This is a genomic window from Pseudooceanicola sp. LIPI14-2-Ac024 (assembly GCF_042188925.1).
Classification (GTDB): Bacteria; Pseudomonadota; Alphaproteobacteria; order Rhodobacterales; family Rhodobacteraceae; genus Pseudooceanicola.
The window spans coordinates 1,958,093-1,975,016 of the sequence record NZ_CP170102.1 but is presented as its reverse complement, the minus strand read 5'-3'; the positions used below and the strand labels follow the sequence as shown (position 1 = coordinate 1,975,016).

Here is a 16,924-nt window from a genome sequence, read left to right as displayed (position 1 = left end):
GAGGACAGCGATGTACGATTATTTTCCCATTTCTGACAAAGCCAAGAAGATGCGCGAGCAGCTTCTGCGTTTCATGGACGATCACATCTACCCGGCCGAGAAGGTCTACAAGGAACAGGTCGAGGACGGCGATCGGTGGGACGAGCCGCCGATCATGGAAGAGCTCAAGGCCAAGGGCAAGGAATCGGGCCTGTGGAACATGTTCCTTCCGCATGACGCGGGCGAGTACAAAGGCGCGGGCCTGACCAACCTGGAGTATGGCACGCTCTGCGAGATCATGGGCCGCTCCTCGATCGGGTCCGAGCCGTTCAACTGCTCGGCCCCCGACACCGGCAACATGGAAACGATCTTCCTCTTCGGCGACGACGAGGCGAAGGCCAAGTGGCTGAAGCCGCTGCTCGACGGCGAGATCCGGTCGTGCTTCTCGATGACCGAACCGGCGGTGGCCTCGTCCGACGCGACCAACATCGAGACCTCGATCAAGCGCGACGGCGACGACTACATCGTGAACGGCACCAAGTGGTGGTCCTCGGGCGCGATGGACAAGCGCTGCAAGATTGCGATCGTCATGGGCAAGACCGACACCTCGGCCCCCAAGCACCAGCAGCAGTCGATGATCCTCGTGCCGCTCGACACGCCCGGCGTGAAGGTGAAGCGCGCGCTTTCGGTGATCGGCTACGACCATGCGCCGCACGGCCACGCCGAGATCCATTATGACAACGTCCGCGTTCCGGCGAAGAACCTGCTCCTCGGCGAGGGCCGCGGGTTCGAGATCGCGCAGGCCCGCCTCGGGCCCGGCCGCATCCACCACGCGATGCGCTGCATCGGCGGCGCCGAGCGCGCGCTGCAGATGATGTGCGAGCGTGGCATGGCGCGCGAGGCCTTTGGCCAGAAGATCGCCGAGATGGGCGTGAACAAGCACTGGATCGCCGAGAGCCGGATGGAGATCGAACAGGCCCGCCTGCTGGTGATGCACGCGGCCTACATGATGGACACCGTCGGCAACAAGGCGGCCCGGCGCGAGATCGCGATGATCAAGGTCGTGGCGGCGAACATGCTGCACAAGGTCGTCGACCGCGCGATCCAGGTGCACGGCGCGATGGGCGTCAGCCAGGATTCGACGCTGGCCTCGTCCTATGCCAACGCGCGGACGATGCGCCTGGTGGACGGCCCCGACGAGGTCCACCGCGAGACCATCGCGAAACTGGAACTCAAGCAGTACCGGAACTGAGGGCGGGAGGGCCCGACGGACGGGCCGGGGATTTCCCCGGCCCTTTCGTTTCCGATCCGGAAAACGCGTTTCGAACAGAGGGAGGACATCATGTTCGATCTGAAGGGCAAGGTAGCGGTGGTCACGGGATCGTCCCGCGGCATCGGCCGCGCGATTGCCGAGATGTATGCCGAGGCGGGCGCCAAGGTCGTCATATCCTCGCGCAAGGCCGAGGCCTGCGAGGAGGTGGCCGAGGCGATCCGCGCCAAGGGCGGCGAGGCGATGGTCATCCCCTGCCACATCGGGGACACCGAACAGCTGCAGCACCTGGTCGACAAGACCATCGCGGAATGGGGCCAGATCGACGTGCTGGTGCCGAACGCGGCGATCAACCCGGTCTACGGGCCGCTGCAGGACCTGGGCGACGAGGTCTTCGACAAGATGCTGATCACCAACGTCCGGGTGATCAACACGCTCTGCAAGATGGTCCTTCCCGGCATGGCCGAGAAGGGCGGCGGCGCGGTGGTCGTGATCTCGTCCGTGGCGGCGATCAAGGGCTCGACCACGCTGGGCGCCTACGGCGTCACCAAGGCCGCGGATGCCGCGCTGGTGCGTTCGCTCGCGCTTGAGTGGGGGCCGAAGAACATCCGCGTGAACGCCATCGGGCCGGGGCTGGTGAAGACCGATTTCGCCAAGGCGCTCTGGACCAACCCCGAGCGGATCGAGCGGATCAACAACGCCAACCCGCTGCGCCGGATGGGCACGCCCGAGGAGATCGCGGGCACCGCACTCTGGCTGGCCACGCCGCTCTCGGGCTACGTGACTGGGCAGCTCATCATCGCGGACGGCGGCCAGAGCTTCGCCTGAGGCGCCCCGCTGCTGAGGATGCGGCCGGCCCAAGGGCCGGCCGTTTGCGTTCTAGCGTGCCGGCCAGGCGTGGTGCAGCCGGTCGATGATGTAGGGGTGGACGTGGTAGGCGCCGTCCTTCACGTGCGGGTGGTCCGGCGGCAGGTCCGTGTGCCGGTGCGGCACCTCGCGCGGGTCGCCCGCGGGCCAAGTCAGCAGCGCCGTCAGCAGCCCGAGCGCCGCAAGCGTGCCCAGCACGAGGCAGGCGACGACCGCACCCTGTGCCGTCATCAGCGCGCCGGCCAGCGGATAGGTCACCAGCCAGCAGGCATGGCTGAGGGCAAACTGGGCGGCGAAGATCGCCGGGCGGTCCTCGGCATGGCTCGACCGTCTGAGGAGGCGGCCCGAGGGGGTGAGCACCGAGGAATAGCCCAGCCCGATCGTGAACCACGCGCCCAGAAGCAGCGGCCAGGACGGTCCGAAGCGCGACAGGAGCGCCGCCATGACGGCCAGCACCGCCACCAGCAGCAGCGCGCCGGACATCATCACTGGCCGGTCGTCCACCCGGTCGAGCAGCCTCGGCAGGAGGAGGGCCGCGACCATAGAGCCCGCGCCGAACGCGCCCATGGCGAGGGCCACGGCGGTTTCCCCCAGCCCCAGGTCGCTGCGCACGAGGACGACGGTGTTGACCAGCACCATCGCCCCGGCCGCCGCGGCGGCGAGGTTCAACGCCAGCAGCCCGCGCAGGCGCGGCGTGGCAAGGTAGATGCGGATGCCGCGTGTCGAACGGTCGTAGATCCCGCGCGGCTCACCCGGTTCGGGCGAGGGCAGCAGGACCGAGACCACTAGCGCGGCCGAGGCGGCAAAGCCGAGCGCGGTGCCGAAGAAGAGCGCGTCGGACGAGACCAACATCAGCAGCAGGGCGGCGACCGTGGGGCTGACGATGTTCTCGACGTCATAGGCCAGCCGCGAAAGCGAGAGGGCGCGGGTGTAGTCGCCTTCGTCCGGCAGCACGTCGGGGATCGTGGCCTGGAAGGTGGGCGTGAAGGCGGCCGAGGCCGACTGCAGCAGGAAGATCAGAACGTAGACCTGCCAGACCTCGGTCACGAAGGGCAGGCAGAGCGCGGTGCCCGCCCGCACCAGGTCGAGCGCCACCAGCATCGCGCGGCGCGGCAACCGGTCGGCAAAGGCCCCGGCCACCGGCGCGATGCCGACGTAGGCCACCATCTTGATGGCAAAGATCGTGCCCAGCACGGTGCCCGCCCCGCCCCCGGCGAGGTCATAGGCCAGCAGGCCAAGTGCCACGGTGGCGAGACCCGTGCCCAGCAGGGCGACGATCTGGGCGAGGAAGAGATGGCGGAAGGTGCGGTTGCGCAGGATGGCTGTCATGGCCCGCACGCTCTGCCCGCGCGCGGACAACGTCAACAGAAATCGTCAGATACCGATGAACGGCTGCGCGATGCGCGGAATCCACGACTTGAAACGCAGCTTTCCCTCGGTCGCGGCCAGGCAGATGCAGTCCGCGCCGATGTCCGCGACCGGGGTGTGGTCGACCTCGTCGTCGGCCACCTCCACGTCACCGGGACCGAAGCGGTCGCTCTCGTCCTCGAAGGCGCCCTGCAGGACCAGCGTCAGTTCCATCCCGCGGTGCGAATGCTCCGGCATCGCCGCCCCTGCGGGGATGTAGAGCAGCCGGGCGGAGGCCTTGTCGGAGGTCTTGAGCACCGCCTGTTTCACGCCCATGCCGACGCTTTTCCATTTCACCGCGTCGAGGTCGCCGCCCACGTAGTCGCGGATCGGCGCGGGCAGAACGCCCGGTGCGGTGCGGATGGTCGGCACCGGGTCGGGCGCCATGTCGAGGCGGGCCAACACGGCGTCGAGCGCATCTGCGCCGAGCGCGACGGTGTCCTGCGCGTCCATCACCGCGCCGCCGACATGCTCGAGCGCCTCGGCGCGGGCGCGGCAGTCATCGCACATCGACAGGTGCGCGGCCACGACCAGCGAAAACGCCTCGGGCAGGGTGCCCGCGACATAGGCGGTCAGAAGTGCGTCGTCCAAGTGGTGCCTGATCTGTGATCTCGGTTCCATTCTTACCCCATTGCGTGGCGCAGGCGATCCAGCGCCAGCCTGATGCGGGACTTGATCGTCCCCAGTGGCAACCCTGTCATCTCGGCGATCTCGCGGTGCGAGAGGTCGCCATAGTAGGCCTGTTCGATCAGGACCTTCTGTTTCTCGGGCAGGGCGGCGATCGCCGCGCTCAGCCGTTCACTTTCCTGCTGCAGTTCCACCACGGCCTGCTGGTCCGGTTCGGGCTCTGGGCCCCAGGTCAGCGCCTCGGGCTCGGGGCGCCGGTCGCGGCGCAACAGGTCAATGCGCCGGTTGCGGGCGATGGTGAAGACCCAGGTCGCCACGCTGGCCCGCGCGGGGTCGAACAGGTGCGCCTTGCGCCAAACCGTGACCATCACGTCCTGCGCGCAGTCCTCGGCCACCGAGGGCTCGGCCCCCGACTTGATCAGGAAGGCCTTCACCCGCGGCGCGAAATGCGCAAACAGGGCGGCAAAGGCGGCCCGGTCCGCGTGATCGCGGATGCGCCGCATCTCGTCGACCCAGGGGGTCTCGGTCCTGTCCGTCGTGCCTGTCGCCACCGGCGTGGTCACCTCTCTCGCTCGTGACCCCTGCCTAACACGGCGCGGGGGCAGCGGCGAGGGGGCGGGGATGCCGTCGGCCTGGCGTGTGTCCTGCAACATGACCGGGATACGGGGGTAGTCGCGGGGTGGATCACCGGGGGGCGCAACTTTTTTCCCGGGGGTTGGCGGCGGTCCGGATGGTGCCGCGTGGCAGGGCGGCGTGACGCGGCTCTCCGGCGGTTTATGCAGGGTGCAATCCGCCGGGGCGCCGAAAAGAAATTATCGCCGCGGTGCATCCGTTTGCCGTTCTGGGTCGTATGTCCTGACAGGGAACGGATAAAGACGGAGAAACGGATGCCCTTCGAAGCAGCAGCCCCGCGGCGGCGGATCGCCGTGATCGGTGGCGGAATTTCCGGCATGGGGGCGGCGCACATGCTGGCCGAGGATCACGAGGTCACTCTGATCGAGGCCGAGCCACGGCTGGGGGGGCATGCCCGGACAATCCATTGCGGCCCGGACGGGTCGCAGCCGGTCGATACCGGCTTCATCGTTTTCAACAAGGTCAATTACCCGCACCTCGTGGCGCTGTTCGAGAAGCTCGAGGTGCCGGTGGTGAAGAGCGACATGAGCTTTGGCGCGTCGTTCATGGGCGGGCGGCTGGAATACGGGCTGCCGAGCTACCGGGCGCTCTTCAGCCAGCGGTCGAACGCGGTGAACCCCCGGTTCCTGCGGATGCTGCGCGACATCCTGCGGTTCAATGCCCGCGCCCGCGACACGGCGCGCGACAGCGACCTGACCATCGGCGGGCTGATGGACGTGCTGCGGCTGGGGCCGTGGTTCCGCGAATACTACCTGCTGCCCTTCACCGGCGCGATCTGGTCGGCCCCGAAGCAGCAGATCCTCGAGTTTCCGGCGCAGGCGATGATCCGGTTCCTGGAAAACCACGCGCTGCTGAGCCGGGGCGGCAGTCACCAGTGGTGGACGGTCGAGGGCGGATCGGTGTCCTACGTCCGCCGGCTGGGCCGCGCGATGCTTGACCTGGGCGTGGACATCCGCCTCGGCACCCCGGTCGCCGGTGTCCGGCGCACCATGGCAGCGCCCGAGGTGCGGATGCACGGCGGGGAGTGGGAGGCGTTCGACGAGGTCGTGCTGGCCACCCATTCCGACGACAGCCTTGCCCTGCTGGCCGACCCGACGCAGGACGAGGCGGCGGCGCTCGGTGCGGTGCGCTACCAGCCGAACCGCACCGTGCTGCATTCGGACCCGGCGCTGATGCCGCACCGGCGGGGCTGCTGGTCGTCCTGGAACTACGCCGAGGGTGTGACCGGGCCGGGCGAGGCGATCGACCTGACCTACTGGATGAACTCTCTCCAGCCGATCCCGCACGAGACGCCGTATTTCGTCACGCTGAACTCGACCCGCCCGATCCGGGAGGACCTGATCCACGACGAGACGACGTTCCGCCACCCGGTCTATGACCGCGCGGCGCTGGCGGCGCAGGCCGACGTGGCGCGGATGAACGGGCAGAACGGAACGTGGTTCTGCGGCGCCTGGATGCGCAACGGGTTCCACGAGGACGGCCTCGCCTCGGCCGTCGCCGTGGCCGAGGGCATGGCGCGCCGCGCGCCGCGGCTGATGGCGGCGGAATGAGCGGCGCCGAGATCATATCGGGGCACACCTGGCACGGGCGGAAGGGGGCGGTGAAAAACGCCTTCCGCTACGGGGTGGACTACGTGCTGATCGACCCCGAGGCACCGGCGCCGCGGCTCTGGAGCTTTGCCCGCAACCGGCGCGGCCTGACCGCGCTTCATGACAGCGACCATGGCGGTGCCCCGGGGCAGGGGCGCGGGGTGACCTGGCTGCGCGAGGTGCTGGCGGCCGAGGGGCTGCCGGGCGGTGACCGCGTGCGGCTGCTGGCGCAGCCCCGGGTGCTGGGGCACGTGTTCAACCCGGTGTCCTTCTGGCTCTGCCACGATGCCGAGGACCGGCTGCGCGTGGTGGTGGCCGAGGTGACGAACACCTATGGCGACCGGCATTCCTACCTTTGCCATCGCGACGACCTTGAGCCGATCGGGGCCGACGACACGCTGAGGGCACGCAAGTGCCTGCACGTCTCTCCGTTCCAGCCGGTGGCGGGGGATTACACCTTTCGCTTTGACATCCGGCCCGACCGGATTGGCATCCGCATCGACTTCACCGGCGGCAACGGCGGCGTGGTGGCGACCCTGGCCGGGACCCGGGCGCCGCTGACCGATGGCCGGCTGCTGGCGGCCTGCCTGCGGCGGCCCTTCGGGTCGCGCCGCGTGCTGGCGCTGATCCACTGGCAGGCGCTCAGACTCTGGTGGAAGGGTGCGGGCTTCCGCCCCCGGCCCGAGCCGCCCGGGGCCGAGGTGTCGCGATAGGCGCGGGACGGCGGCGCCGGCTCCGCCTGGTGCGCTTTCGGGCACCGGGGACTGGACAGCAGCGGTTTCCGAACAAGGTCTCTAGGGGACGACACGGATCAAGGAGACGGACATGCGGGACTGGCAGGGCAAGCGATACTGGCTGATCGGGGCAAGCGAGGGACTGGGCGAGGCGCTGGCGCACAAGCTGTCGGACGCGGGCGCCGAGGTGATCCTGACCGCCCGCAGCGAAGACAAGCTGAGTGCGGTTGCCGCTGCCCTTCCCGGACGTGCGCGGGTCGTGACCGCCGATGTCAGTTCGCGTGAAAGCCTCGAGGCCGCGGCGACCGAGATCGGCGAGATCGACGGCGCGGTCTGGCTGGCCGGGGCGTACTGGCCGTTCGGCGCCAAGGACTGGAACGCCGAAGAGGCCGAGGTCATGGCCGACGTGAACTTCACCGGGGCGATGCGGGCCGTGGGGGTGATCCTGCCGCCGATGATCGCGCGCGACGACGGGCACCTCGTGCTGACCGGTTCGCTCACCGCCTATGGCGGGTTGCCACGGTCGGCGCCCTACACGGCGACCAAGGCCGGGATCATGGCGCTTGCCGAAAGCCTTCATGCCGACCTGCGCAAGACCGGCGTGCAGGTGCAGCTGGTCAATCCGGGCTTCATCCGCACCCGGCTGACCGACAAGAACGACTTCAAGATGCCCGCGATCATGGAACCCGAGGCCGCCGCGCAGGAGGTTTTCGAGCACATGAATTCCGACGCGTTCTCAAAGGCTTTCCCGTTCTGGTTCGGCCTTGTCTTCCGGTTGGGGCGGTTCCTGCCGCCGTGGATTTATTTCCGCCTGTTTGCGTGAGGTCAAAGTCGGGTGCATCCTGATCTGGCAGAGCGGTTGCCAGAACAGGAGAAACCGATGCTGGACATTTCCGAGCGCAAGATCGCGCAGGTGGTGCTGATGGCCCACGAACTGCGCCGAGCCGAGGGCGAGCTGCGCGGCTTCCTCGACACCCTGAACGAGGACGAGGCGGCGAGCCTGGTCGCGGTCTACTGGATCGGACGCGGCTCTTTCGAGCCCGAGGACCTGGCCGAGGCGATCGCCACCGCCAAGGCCGAGGCCACGCAGTCGACCGCCGACTACCTGCTGGGATCGCCACACCTGGCCGATCACCTCGAAGCGGGGATGGAGGCGCTGGACCTCGAGATCGCCGATGACGAGGATGATCTGATGGGCGGGCGCTGAGGGCGCATTGCCTTCGCCCGGCCGCCGGCTATCCTGAACCCCGGCAGCACAGGAGAGGCGCGATGACCACGATCAGCGACGACATCGTACTTGAGGACACCGGGTCGGGCGGGCGCTATGTCTACCGCGGCGCGGACGGCACGGGCGCCGAGGCCGAGATGACGTTTTCACGGGCGGGCGACCGGATGCTGATCATCGATCACACCGGGGTGCCCGACGATTACAAGGGCATGGGTGTCGGACTGGCGCTGGTCGCGCGTGCGGTGTCGGACGCGCGGATTGCCGGAAAGACCATCCTGCCGCTCTGCCCCTTCGCCGCGGCGATGTTCCGCAAGCATCCCGAATGGGTCGACGTGCTGGACGCCACGGCGCGTCCGAAGGGCTGACGCCTTTCGCCAAATGCCACGGCCCGCCCCGGGAAGGGACGGGCCGCGCCGGGCGTAATTGCCCGGATCGCACCACGCGGCAGGGACGGGCCGCGGGCACTCGATGCCTGGTTACCGGACGACCGTCACCACGGTGCGGTTTCCGTCCACCACGGCGGGCACGCCGTTCAGGTAGACATAGCGATAGTCGCTGTCCGGGATCGCCCGCAGCTCGACCTCTTCGGGGATCGCCACGCCGCGCACGACCTCGCCCTGGACATAGACCGGCTCGGCCGGGTTCTGGCGGACGTAGGTCACGACCTTCTCTTCGGACGGCGTCAGCGCGCCGCCGGTGAACATGCCGGCCGCGACGGCACCGGCGATGGTAGCGGGCCCGCCCGCCGCGGCGAGGGCCGCGATGGCACCGGCCGTGCCGCCGGCAAGCGCGCCGCCCAGCTTGTTCTCTTCGTCGGTGACCTTCACGGTCTCGATCTGCAGCTGGTCGCGGTTGTCATAGACGACGACCGGCTCGGCGGTGCCTTCCATCGGAGCGTTCAGATAGGCGCCGTAGGCCCAGCCTTCCTGGCCGTCATAGGTGACCTTGCACCACTGGCTGATGTCGGCGCATTGCTCGACGGAGACCATGGCTTCGCCGGGGATCACGTCGATGATCTGGGCCTGCGGGCCGGGGGCGGTGCGCAGGTTCAGGTCGGTCATGGCGGTGGCGTTGGTGGCGGCCAGCGCAGAGGTGGCGGTGAGGGCGCCGAGGGTGGAGGCAATGGCAATATGCTTGAACATAGGGATGTCCTTTCCTTACTAGGGGCGGCGTGGTCTTGGCCGCCTTGAGATGGGCCACCAACCGCAGCCGTATGCATTCGGTTCCGGCAACAATCTGAAATTTGGCGGGAAATCGCCAAGGAACCTCACGGGTCGACATTTTGCGACACCGCGCGTGAGCGGTGGCAGAGAGGTGGAGAGGACGATGACGACGATCATGCTGGCCCCGAACGGGGGGCGTCGGAGCCAGGCGGATCACCCCGCGATCCCGGTGCGGATCGCCGAGACGGTGGCCTGCGCGGTGGCCGGGCAGGCGGCGGGCGCGGACGCGATCCACGTCCACCTGCGCGATGCCGAGGGCGGGCACCTGCTGGACGCCGGGGCCTACCGCGAGCTGACCGCAGAGATCACCCGGGCCGCGCCTGGGCTGGCGGTTCAGATCACCACCGAGGCGGTCGGACGGTACGGCGCGTCAGATCAGATGACGGTGGTGCGGGAGGCGCGGCCTGCCTTTGCCTCCTGCGCGCTGCGGGAGCTGGGAGAGGACGCCGCCGCCTTCGCCTTCTACCGCGAGATGGCCGAGGCCGACTGCGGCATCCAGCACATCGTCTACACCCCCGAGGAGGCGCGGCGCCTGCGCGGGTTGGTCGAGGGCGGGCAGATCCCGGGCGCGGCGCTTTCGGTGATCTTCGTCGTCGGTGGCTACCCCGACGGAGCGGGCATTCCGCCGCGCCGGCTGGCCGGGTTCCTGGCGGCGATGGAGGGGCTGTCATGCCAGTGGATGTGCTGCGCCTTCGGCCCCGATGAAAGCCGGGTGCTGGCGGCGGCGATGGCGCTTGGCGGGCATGCACGGGTCGGGTTCGAGAACTCGCTGCACATGGCCGACGGCGCGGTCGCCCCGGACAATGCCGCACGGGTGGCCGAAGTGGCGGCGATCCGGGCGTCGCTGGGGCTGGCGCCCGGTGACACAGCGCTGGCGCTTGGCGGGCGCTGAGGCTCAGGCGCGGGCGGCGCCGAGCCCCCGCAGCGTGATCTCGACATAGCTGCGGGCGACTTCCTGCGCGGTGAGGTCGCCGCCCGGCTTCATCCAGCGGGCGAGGTCGTTCACCGCCGACAGCAGCATTCGCGCCACGGTCGAGGCGCTGGCGCTGCGGTCGAGCAGGCCGCGCTGCATCGCGGTTTCGATCCGGTCGCGCAGCAGGTGCTCGAACTCGTCGCGCAACCGGGTGACGCGCGCCCGCCTCTCAGGATCGGTGATCGAGGTGAAGCTCTGCCGCGAGGTGACCCAACCGGTGCGGTCCTCGTCCATCCGCCGGGCGTGGGTTTCAAGGAAGAGGCCGATCTGCGCGAGCGGGTCGTCGGAGGTCTCGACCGCCGCCTTCACCGCCGCGTTCAGCCGGGTCATCCGTTCCACCAGCACGTATTCGTAGAGCGCTTCTTTGTCCTGGAAGTGGTAGTAGAGCGCGGGCTTGGTCAGGCCCGCGGCCTCGGCGATGTCGCGGATCGAGGTGCCGTCGAACCCGTTGCGGGCAAACAGGCCCATGGCGATCCGCGCGATGTCGTCGCGGCGCGACACGCGGGCCGGTTTCCGGCCCCGGCGCGTGGTGGCCGGGACGGTTTCGGTGATGTCGTCCTTCATCGCTCCGGTCCCCTGTCGGCGGCGGTTCGGGCGGTCTTAGCCAAGCCGCGGTGCAGGTCAAGCCCCGCCTAGCCGGCGAGGTTGGCGAGCCCTGCGCGGATCAGACCGGTCATCGCCGTGGTCCGCCCTTCCATCCGCGCCTCGGGGCCTTCGATGGCCAGCACCAGCATGTCGCCTGCCGCGCCGTGCCGGATCTGGCTGGCGACCGCCAGAAGCCCGTCCGAGGAGCCGCCGCCGACGAAGCCGCCGCTGCGGCGGCCCTGTCCGATCTCGGCCAGCTTGGCGGCGATGTCGACCGGGGCACGGTCGGGGCCGCGTTCGGCATTCAGGCGGGTCAGGATGCGGCGGACCTGCTGATCCTCGAGCATCGACAGAAGCGCCGCGCCGGCGGCCGTCCGCGCCAGGTCGTGCTGGCACCCGACCGAGACCTGGCCGGGCACGTCCGGGTCGGCGACGTAGATCACCTGGACCTTCATCTCGTTCATGCGTGCCAGAAGGACGGTTTCCTGCGTGTGCCGCGCCAGCCCGTGGGCGAGGTTCACGATCGAGCCCTGCCGCACCAGCGACGGGTCGACCCAAGCCCCCAGAAGACCGGTCCGGCGGGTCAGGCGATAGGTGCGGTCGTGGCGGTTGTGCTGGAGGTACCCCATGGCCACCATCGAGCGCAGCAGGGCCGAGGTGCTGGACTGCGGGTAGTGCAGGGCATGGGCGATCTCGGAAATGCTGACCTCGCGCCGGACATGGTCGAAGTATTCGAGGATCTGGATCGTGCGGGCGGCGGATTTCACCACCTCGGCGGGCAGTTCGCTGTTGAACCGGGGCGGCTGCACCGCGACGGCATCGGTGATCGGCTGAATCTCTGCGTAAGTCATCTTCTCCTCCCTGAGACCGCGGCGGGGCGGGCGCAGATCCCCTCCGGTCCCGTGCGATCCCTCCGCACGGGTCGGCGCCTTGCCCACGAGTCGCTGAATTGACTTACCGGTAGTTAAGTTAGAATCTTGCGCAACGTCAAGTGGCCGGACACGCCGCTCCGCAGCATCGGCAAGGTCCCGTTCACAAAGGAAATCCCCGGCGTCATCGGGGGTCAGATCATCAACGCGCCGCCGTTGATGTCGTGCACCGCGCCGGTGATGAACCCGGCTTCGCGGCTGGCGAGGAACCCGACGAGGGCGGCGATGTCGTCCGGCATGCCGAAGCGACGGACGGGAATGGTGTCGAGCACCCTGTCGATCACCTCGCGCGGTGACCCGTCGCTCATCGCGCCGGTGATGCGGCCGGGGCAGATGGTGTTGACGGTGATCCCTTCGGCGGCGACTTCCCTTGCGAAGCTGCGGGTCAGGCCCAGCATCCCGGTCTTGGTGACGACGTAATGCACGCCCGCGACATTGGCCGGAGAGCGTCCGCCGCGGGACGAGATGTTGATGATCCGGCCCCAGCCCGCGCGGCGCATCGGCGGCAGGCAGACCTGCGAGAGCCGGAAGGGGCCGGTGATGTTGACGGCCATCACCTGCTCCCATTCGTCGAGCGGGATCGCCGAGGGCGGCAGGGCGCGGCCGTCGTGCTTGGGCGAGATGCCGGCGTTGTTCACCAGCACGGCAATCCGGTCGAAATCCTCCCTGCCCAGCGTCTGGCGAAAGGCGGCGCGGTCCTCTTCGCGGCCCACGTCGAGCGTCAGCGCGGTGGTGTCGTGGCCCCGGGCGTTGAGCGTGGCGCTGGCCGCGGCGACCTCGTCGCCCAGCACGTCGGTCATCGCGACGCGGTAGCCCATCCCTGCCAGGCGTTCAGAGATGGCGAGGCCCATGCCCCGGCAGGCGCCGGTGACGACGGCGACGCGACCGGCGCCTTCGGGCTGCGGGGCGTCTGAGGAGGGCTGGGTCATGGCGGTGATCCGGTGGCTGCGACCGGATCAGCCTGACGCACCGGTCAGGCGCCTGTCACCGACGGCATGCGAAACATCACGGTCGTGCCGCGCCGCTCAGCCGTTGAGCCCGCGTTCGTAGAGGATCGGCGTGCCGTGCGGGGTGGCCAGGGCCGCGCGCTGCCATGTCGCGGTGGCGGCGTCGATCTGGGCGGCGTCGGCCAGGCCGGTGCGGCCCAGCAGGTCCTCGAGCGCGGCGAGCCAGGCGGTGAAGTAGGCCTCGGTGTGGCGCGCCGACGCGGCGCCGTCGGGCAGCCGCGTGTCGCCCGCCAGCCGCGCGCCAAGCGCCTCGGCCCAGTCGGACCAGGTGAACACCCCGGCGGCGTGCAGCGACAGGGTCAGGGCAAAGGCCTTTGCCTGCCAGGGTGCGTCGAAGCGCGGCTGGTCCTCGGGCTCGGCCACGCCGGGAATGCGGGGCAGGGGGTCACAGGCGCTCAAGGTAGGGCTCCCATGCGTCGATGGTGACGGTGTCGCCGGTGGCCGCGGCATCGCCGAAGAGGACGGTCGCGTCGAAGACAACGGTGTAGAGCCAGTGCGCCGCCGCGCGGTCGCCCCTGGCGCTGTCGTCGGCATAGGCGTGATAGCCCTGCACGGTCTCGATCCGGCCGACCTTGTCGCGGGCATAGGCCGGCAGGCGGGTGTGGCCGCGTGGCTGGATGTTGCGCGTGCGGACGCGGTCTCCCGGCGAAAAGATCGGCTTGATCGGGCCGGGATCGCGATCGACCGGGCCGCCCCTGGCCAGCGCGGCGGGCACCTTGGCAGCCGGCAGCGGCGGGTTGGGCGCGGCGGTGTCGTTGCGCAGCGGTCCGCCCGCAAGCTCGTCCTCGGTGACGAGGTTGCGTTCCACCAAAAGGCGTTTCAGCCCGGCCAGCCAGATGCCGAAATAGCCCAGCGAATGGTAGTCGAGCGGATGCCGGTCCTCGCGGGCAAAGCGACTTTCGTCGATGGTCCAGTGGCCGCCGAAGCCCGAGGCGACGGTGAGCGCCATGGCGCGTTCTTCCCAGTCCTCGGCCCCGGGGTGGTAGGGCGCGTCGTTCGCGGCCGGGTCGACCGGGCCGAACCCGTGGTGGCCGCCGATGTCGTGCGGGCCGTTCATGCCGCCACCTCGGGCGTCAGCGCGAGGCCGGTGCCGATCATGCTGTCGCGGGTGACGAGGTCGGCCAGCGCCTCCGGATCCAGCCCCTCGGTGCCCGCGGGGCGCATCGGGATCACGATGTAGCGCATCTCGGCGGTGGAATCCCAGACGCGGACCTTGGTGCCCTCGGGCAGGGTCACGCCGAACTCGGCCAGCACGGCGCGCGGTTCGCGCACGGCGCGGGCCCGGTAGGGGGCGGACTTGTACCAGACCGGCGGGAGGCCGAGGACTGACCACGGGTAGCAGGAACAGAGGGTGCAGACGACCATGTGATGCAGGTCGGGCGTGTTGAACACGGCCTGGAGGTGTTCGCCCTGGCGCCCGGTGAACCCCATCGAGCCGATGGCGGCGGTGGCGTCGCGTTCCAGCCAGTCGCGGAATTCGGGGTTTGTCCACGCGCGGGCCACGACCTGCGCGCCGTTGCGCGGGCCGACCTTGGTTTCATAAGTCTCGATCACCGCGTCGAGCGCGGCGGGATCGACGAGTCCCTTTTGTGCCAGCAGGGTTTCCAGCGCCATGACGCGGGCGGTCATGTCGTCCAGCTCGCTGTGGTCGTGGTCGTGATGATCGTGCGGCATGTGCGGCCCTCCGGGTTTGGAGAGAGCCTAGATCCCCGCGCGGGCGCGGTCCATGGCCTGTGGAGCCATGCACAGAACGCAATCGCGGACCTGCGGCAATCGGCGATTTTGCGGGTTCCCAAGGGGCAGCCGCCGGGCTATTCGAACCGGGCACTACATGCAGGAGGCATGCGAATGGATACGCCAAGGATGTTTTATCGCGCCTGAGTGAGGCCGGTCCCTTGGTGTGGCTGGCCCCGAGCCCAGCCCCGTTTGCATTTCCCCGACTTTCGCCCTTCAGGAGGGCCGCATGTATCGCTTCTTTGAAAACCTCGTCGATCCCTTTGCCAAGGTGCCCGAGGGCACGCCGCCTGCCGATCTGTGGGCCTACCTGCGCACGCAGATTGCACCGTTCCGACATCTCGTCGTCTGGATCGCGCTGTCGGGCCTTGCCGTCGCGCTGATCGAGGGCGGGTTGATCTTCTACGGCGGCCGGCTGGTCGACATGATGAACGCCTCGGGCCCCGCCGCCTTCTGGAGCGACAATGCGCTCGAGGTCACGCTGGTGGTGCTGGGCATCCTGTTCCTGCGTCCCGCCGCGATCGGGTTAAACTCCTTGCTGCTCAGCCAGACGCTGTCGTCGAACCTGAGCGAGCAGGCCCGCTGGCGCGCGCACAAGCACATGCTGGGCCAGTCGGTGTCGTTCTTCCAGAACGACTTTGCCGGGCGGCTGTCGAACCGGGTCATGCAGATGGGCCCGGCGGTCGAGGATTCGATCTACATGGGGTTCGAGGCGATCTGGTTCGCCGCGTCCTACATGCTGGGTGCGGCGCTGATCCTGGGTGACGTGCACCCGATCCTGATCGTGCCGCTCGTCGCATGGCTGGTGCTCTACCTGATCTACACCCACTGGATCGCGATCCGCACGGCCAGCGCCTCGGAACGCCATTCCGACGCGCGGTCGCTGGCGACGGGCCGGGTGGTCGATGCCTATTCGAACATCGAGACGGTCAAGCTCTTTGCGCACGGTGCCGACGAAGAGGCCTATGCCCTTTCGGCCATGAAGCGTGTGCGGCTCAGGTTCCAGCGGTTTCTGCGGCTGATGACGGTGATGACCTTCGGTCTGAACGTGCTGAACGGCTTCCTGATCGTGGGCGTCGTCGGCCCGGCGGTCTGGCTCTGGGCGCATGACGCGGCCACGGTCGGGCAGGTCGCGGCGGCGGTGGCGCTGACGATTCGGCTGAACGGCATGTCCGGCTGGATCATGTGGGTCGCCATCCGTCTCTTCGAACATGCCGGCGTGATCCGCGAGGGGCTCCGTTCGATCGCAGTCGAACAGGGCGTGCGCGACGTGCCGCAGGCACCTCGGCTGGCGCTGACCAGGGGTGAGATCCGCTATGAGGGCGTCAGCCACCACTACGGCCGCGGGCGTGGCGGGCTGGATCATGTCAGCCTGACCATCCCGGCGGGCCAGAAGGTGGGCCTTGTCGGCCGGTCCGGCGCCGGCAAGTCGAGCCTTGTGAACCTGCTCCTTCGGTTCCGCGACGTCGAGGAGGGGCGCATCCTGATCGACGGCCAGGATGTGAGTGGCGTCAGCCAGGAATCGCTGCGCCGGCAGATCGGCATGGTGAGCCAGGACAGCTCGCTCCTGCACCGCTCGGTCCGGGCGAACATCCTCTACGGTCGCCCCGACGCGTCCGAGGCCGAGATGGTGCGCGCGGCGGAGCGTGCGGCGGCGGACCGGTTCATCGGGGACCTCAGGGATTCCCGTGGGCGGCAGGGCTTCGATGCGCAGGTCGGCGAACGGGGCGTGAAGCTATCGGGCGGGCAGCGGCAGCGGATCGCGCTGGCGCGGGTCATCCTGAAGGACGCGCCGATCCTGATCCTGGACGAGGCGACCTCGGCGCTCGACAGCGAGGTCGAGGCGGCGATCCAGGACTCGCTCTACGGCGTGATGCAGGGCAAGACGGTGATCGCCATCGCGCACCGGCTGTCGACCATCGCGCAGATGGACCGGATCGTGGTGCTCGACCGGGGCCGGATCGTCGAGGACGGGCCGCACGCCACGCTGCTGAAAACCGGCGGCATCTATGCCGAGCTCTGGGCGCGGCAGTCGGGCGGGTTCCTCGGGACCGAGGTCGCCTGAGACAGCGGGGGCGGCGGGCGATGGCCTGCCGCCCTTGACTCCTGCCCCCGCGCGGCGCCCGATGGCGGCAGGAG

General features: G+C 69.2%; 19 protein-coding genes. 9 read left to right on the top strand and 10 right to left on the bottom strand.

Going from position 1 to position 16,924, the window contains the following annotated elements; all coding sequences use genetic code 11:
* The first annotated feature begins 10 nt into the window (after nt 1-10).
* Nucleotides 11-1,231 (top strand): acyl-CoA dehydrogenase family protein, encoded by a 1,221-nt coding sequence (locus tag ACE2AC_RS09655; protein ID WP_375691881.1) that lies wholly within the window; start codon nt 11-13, stop codon nt 1,229-1,231.
* Between the two features lie 90 nt (nt 1,232-1,321).
* Nucleotides 1,322-2,077, top strand: coding sequence for an SDR family NAD(P)-dependent oxidoreductase (locus tag ACE2AC_RS09650; protein WP_375691880.1), 756 nt, complete (start codon nt 1,322-1,324; stop codon nt 2,075-2,077).
* A 51-nt stretch (nt 2,078-2,128) separates the two neighbouring features.
* Here the strand turns inward: ACE2AC_RS09650 and ACE2AC_RS09645 are convergent, their stop codons facing one another.
* From ACE2AC_RS09645 to ACE2AC_RS09635, 3 genes are read right to left on the bottom strand one after another with little or no spacing between them, the layout of a single operon-like run.
* A complete protein-coding gene (locus tag ACE2AC_RS09645; protein ID WP_375691879.1) occupies nt 2,129-3,445 on the bottom strand; it encodes an MFS transporter in 1,317 nt (438 codons plus the stop codon).
* A 45-nt stretch (nt 3,446-3,490) separates the two neighbouring features.
* Complete coding sequence (locus ACE2AC_RS09640; RefSeq protein ID WP_375691878.1) at nt 3,491-4,144, bottom strand: ChrR family anti-sigma-E factor; 654 nt, start codon at nt 4,142-4,144, stop codon at nt 3,491-3,493.
* Between the two features lie 2 nt (nt 4,145-4,146).
* Nucleotides 4,147-4,653 (bottom strand): sigma-70 family RNA polymerase sigma factor, encoded by a 507-nt coding sequence (locus ACE2AC_RS09635; protein ID WP_375692087.1) that lies wholly within the window; start codon nt 4,651-4,653, stop codon nt 4,147-4,149.
* Between the two features lie 384 nt (nt 4,654-5,037).
* On the opposite strand from ACE2AC_RS09635, the gene ACE2AC_RS09630 reads away from it, so the two are divergent.
* The 5 genes from ACE2AC_RS09630 (at nt 5,038) to ACE2AC_RS09610 (ending at nt 8,699) form a co-directional block, all read left to right on the top strand.
* Nucleotides 5,038-6,333: an NAD(P)/FAD-dependent oxidoreductase gene (locus ACE2AC_RS09630; RefSeq protein WP_375691877.1), complete on the top strand. Its 1,296-nt coding sequence runs from the start codon at nt 5,038-5,040 to the stop codon at nt 6,331-6,333.
* The gene (locus tag ACE2AC_RS09625) at nt 6,330-7,085 is read left to right on the top strand and encodes a DUF1365 domain-containing protein (RefSeq protein WP_375691876.1); all 756 of its coding nucleotides are present in this window, start codon (nt 6,330-6,332) and stop codon (nt 7,083-7,085) included. Before ACE2AC_RS09630 ends, ACE2AC_RS09625 begins: the two co-directional genes overlap by 4 nt.
* A gap of 112 nt (nt 7,086-7,197) precedes the next feature.
* Nucleotides 7,198-7,929, top strand: a complete 732-nt coding sequence (locus ACE2AC_RS09620; RefSeq protein WP_375691875.1) for an SDR family NAD(P)-dependent oxidoreductase — start codon at nt 7,198-7,200, stop codon at nt 7,927-7,929.
* Nucleotides 7,930-7,986: 57 nt separating this feature from the next.
* Nucleotides 7,987-8,313 carry a DUF3775 domain-containing protein gene (locus tag ACE2AC_RS09615; RefSeq protein ID WP_375691874.1) on the top strand — a complete coding sequence of 109 codons (327 nt, stop codon included), beginning with the start codon at nt 7,987-7,989 and terminating at the stop codon, nt 8,311-8,313.
* A gap of 62 nt (nt 8,314-8,375) precedes the next feature.
* Entirely contained in the window at nt 8,376-8,699 is a 324-nt protein-coding gene (locus ACE2AC_RS09610; protein WP_375691873.1) for a GNAT family N-acetyltransferase, read from the top strand.
* A 111-nt stretch (nt 8,700-8,810) separates the two neighbouring features.
* Here the strand turns inward: ACE2AC_RS09610 and ACE2AC_RS09605 are convergent, their stop codons facing one another.
* Nucleotides 8,811-9,476: a DUF1236 domain-containing protein gene (locus ACE2AC_RS09605; RefSeq protein ID WP_375691872.1), complete on the bottom strand. Its 666-nt coding sequence runs from the start codon at nt 9,474-9,476 to the stop codon at nt 8,811-8,813.
* A 184-nt stretch (nt 9,477-9,660) separates the two neighbouring features.
* On the opposite strand from ACE2AC_RS09605, the gene ACE2AC_RS09600 reads away from it, so the two are divergent.
* Complete coding sequence (locus ACE2AC_RS09600) at nt 9,661-10,449, top strand: 3-keto-5-aminohexanoate cleavage protein (protein ID WP_375691871.1); 789 nt, start codon at nt 9,661-9,663, stop codon at nt 10,447-10,449.
* Between the two features lie 3 nt (nt 10,450-10,452).
* Here the strand turns inward: ACE2AC_RS09600 and ACE2AC_RS09595 are convergent, their stop codons facing one another.
* From ACE2AC_RS09595 to nthA, 6 genes are all read right to left on the bottom strand, one after another.
* Nucleotides 10,453-11,094 (bottom strand): TetR/AcrR family transcriptional regulator, encoded by a 642-nt coding sequence (locus ACE2AC_RS09595; protein WP_375691870.1) that lies wholly within the window; start codon nt 11,092-11,094, stop codon nt 10,453-10,455.
* A 68-nt stretch (nt 11,095-11,162) separates the two neighbouring features.
* Nucleotides 11,163-11,966, bottom strand: a complete 804-nt coding sequence (locus ACE2AC_RS09590; RefSeq protein ID WP_375691869.1) for an IclR family transcriptional regulator — start codon at nt 11,964-11,966, stop codon at nt 11,163-11,165.
* Between the two features lie 212 nt (nt 11,967-12,178).
* Nucleotides 12,179-12,973 (bottom strand): SDR family oxidoreductase, encoded by a 795-nt coding sequence (locus ACE2AC_RS09585; protein ID WP_375691868.1) that lies wholly within the window; start codon nt 12,971-12,973, stop codon nt 12,179-12,181.
* A gap of 96 nt (nt 12,974-13,069) precedes the next feature.
* Nucleotides 13,070-13,450, bottom strand: coding sequence for a nitrile hydratase accessory protein (locus ACE2AC_RS09580; protein WP_375691867.1), 381 nt, complete (start codon nt 13,448-13,450; stop codon nt 13,070-13,072).
* The gene (gene nthB, locus ACE2AC_RS09575) at nt 13,437-14,108 is read right to left on the bottom strand and encodes a nitrile hydratase subunit beta (protein ID WP_375691866.1); all 672 of its coding nucleotides are present in this window, start codon (nt 14,106-14,108) and stop codon (nt 13,437-13,439) included. The genes ACE2AC_RS09580 and nthB overlap by 14 nt, the downstream gene beginning before the upstream one ends.
* A complete protein-coding gene (gene nthA, locus ACE2AC_RS09570; protein ID WP_375691865.1) occupies nt 14,105-14,725 on the bottom strand; it encodes a nitrile hydratase subunit alpha in 621 nt (206 codons plus the stop codon). Before nthA ends, nthB begins: the two co-directional genes overlap by 4 nt.
* 289 nt (nt 14,726-15,014) lie before the next feature.
* On the opposite strand from nthA, the gene ACE2AC_RS09565 reads away from it, so the two are divergent.
* Complete coding sequence (locus ACE2AC_RS09565; RefSeq protein ID WP_375691864.1) at nt 15,015-16,850, top strand: ABC transporter ATP-binding protein; 1,836 nt, start codon at nt 15,015-15,017, stop codon at nt 16,848-16,850.
* Nucleotides 16,851-16,924 lie beyond the last annotated feature (74 nt).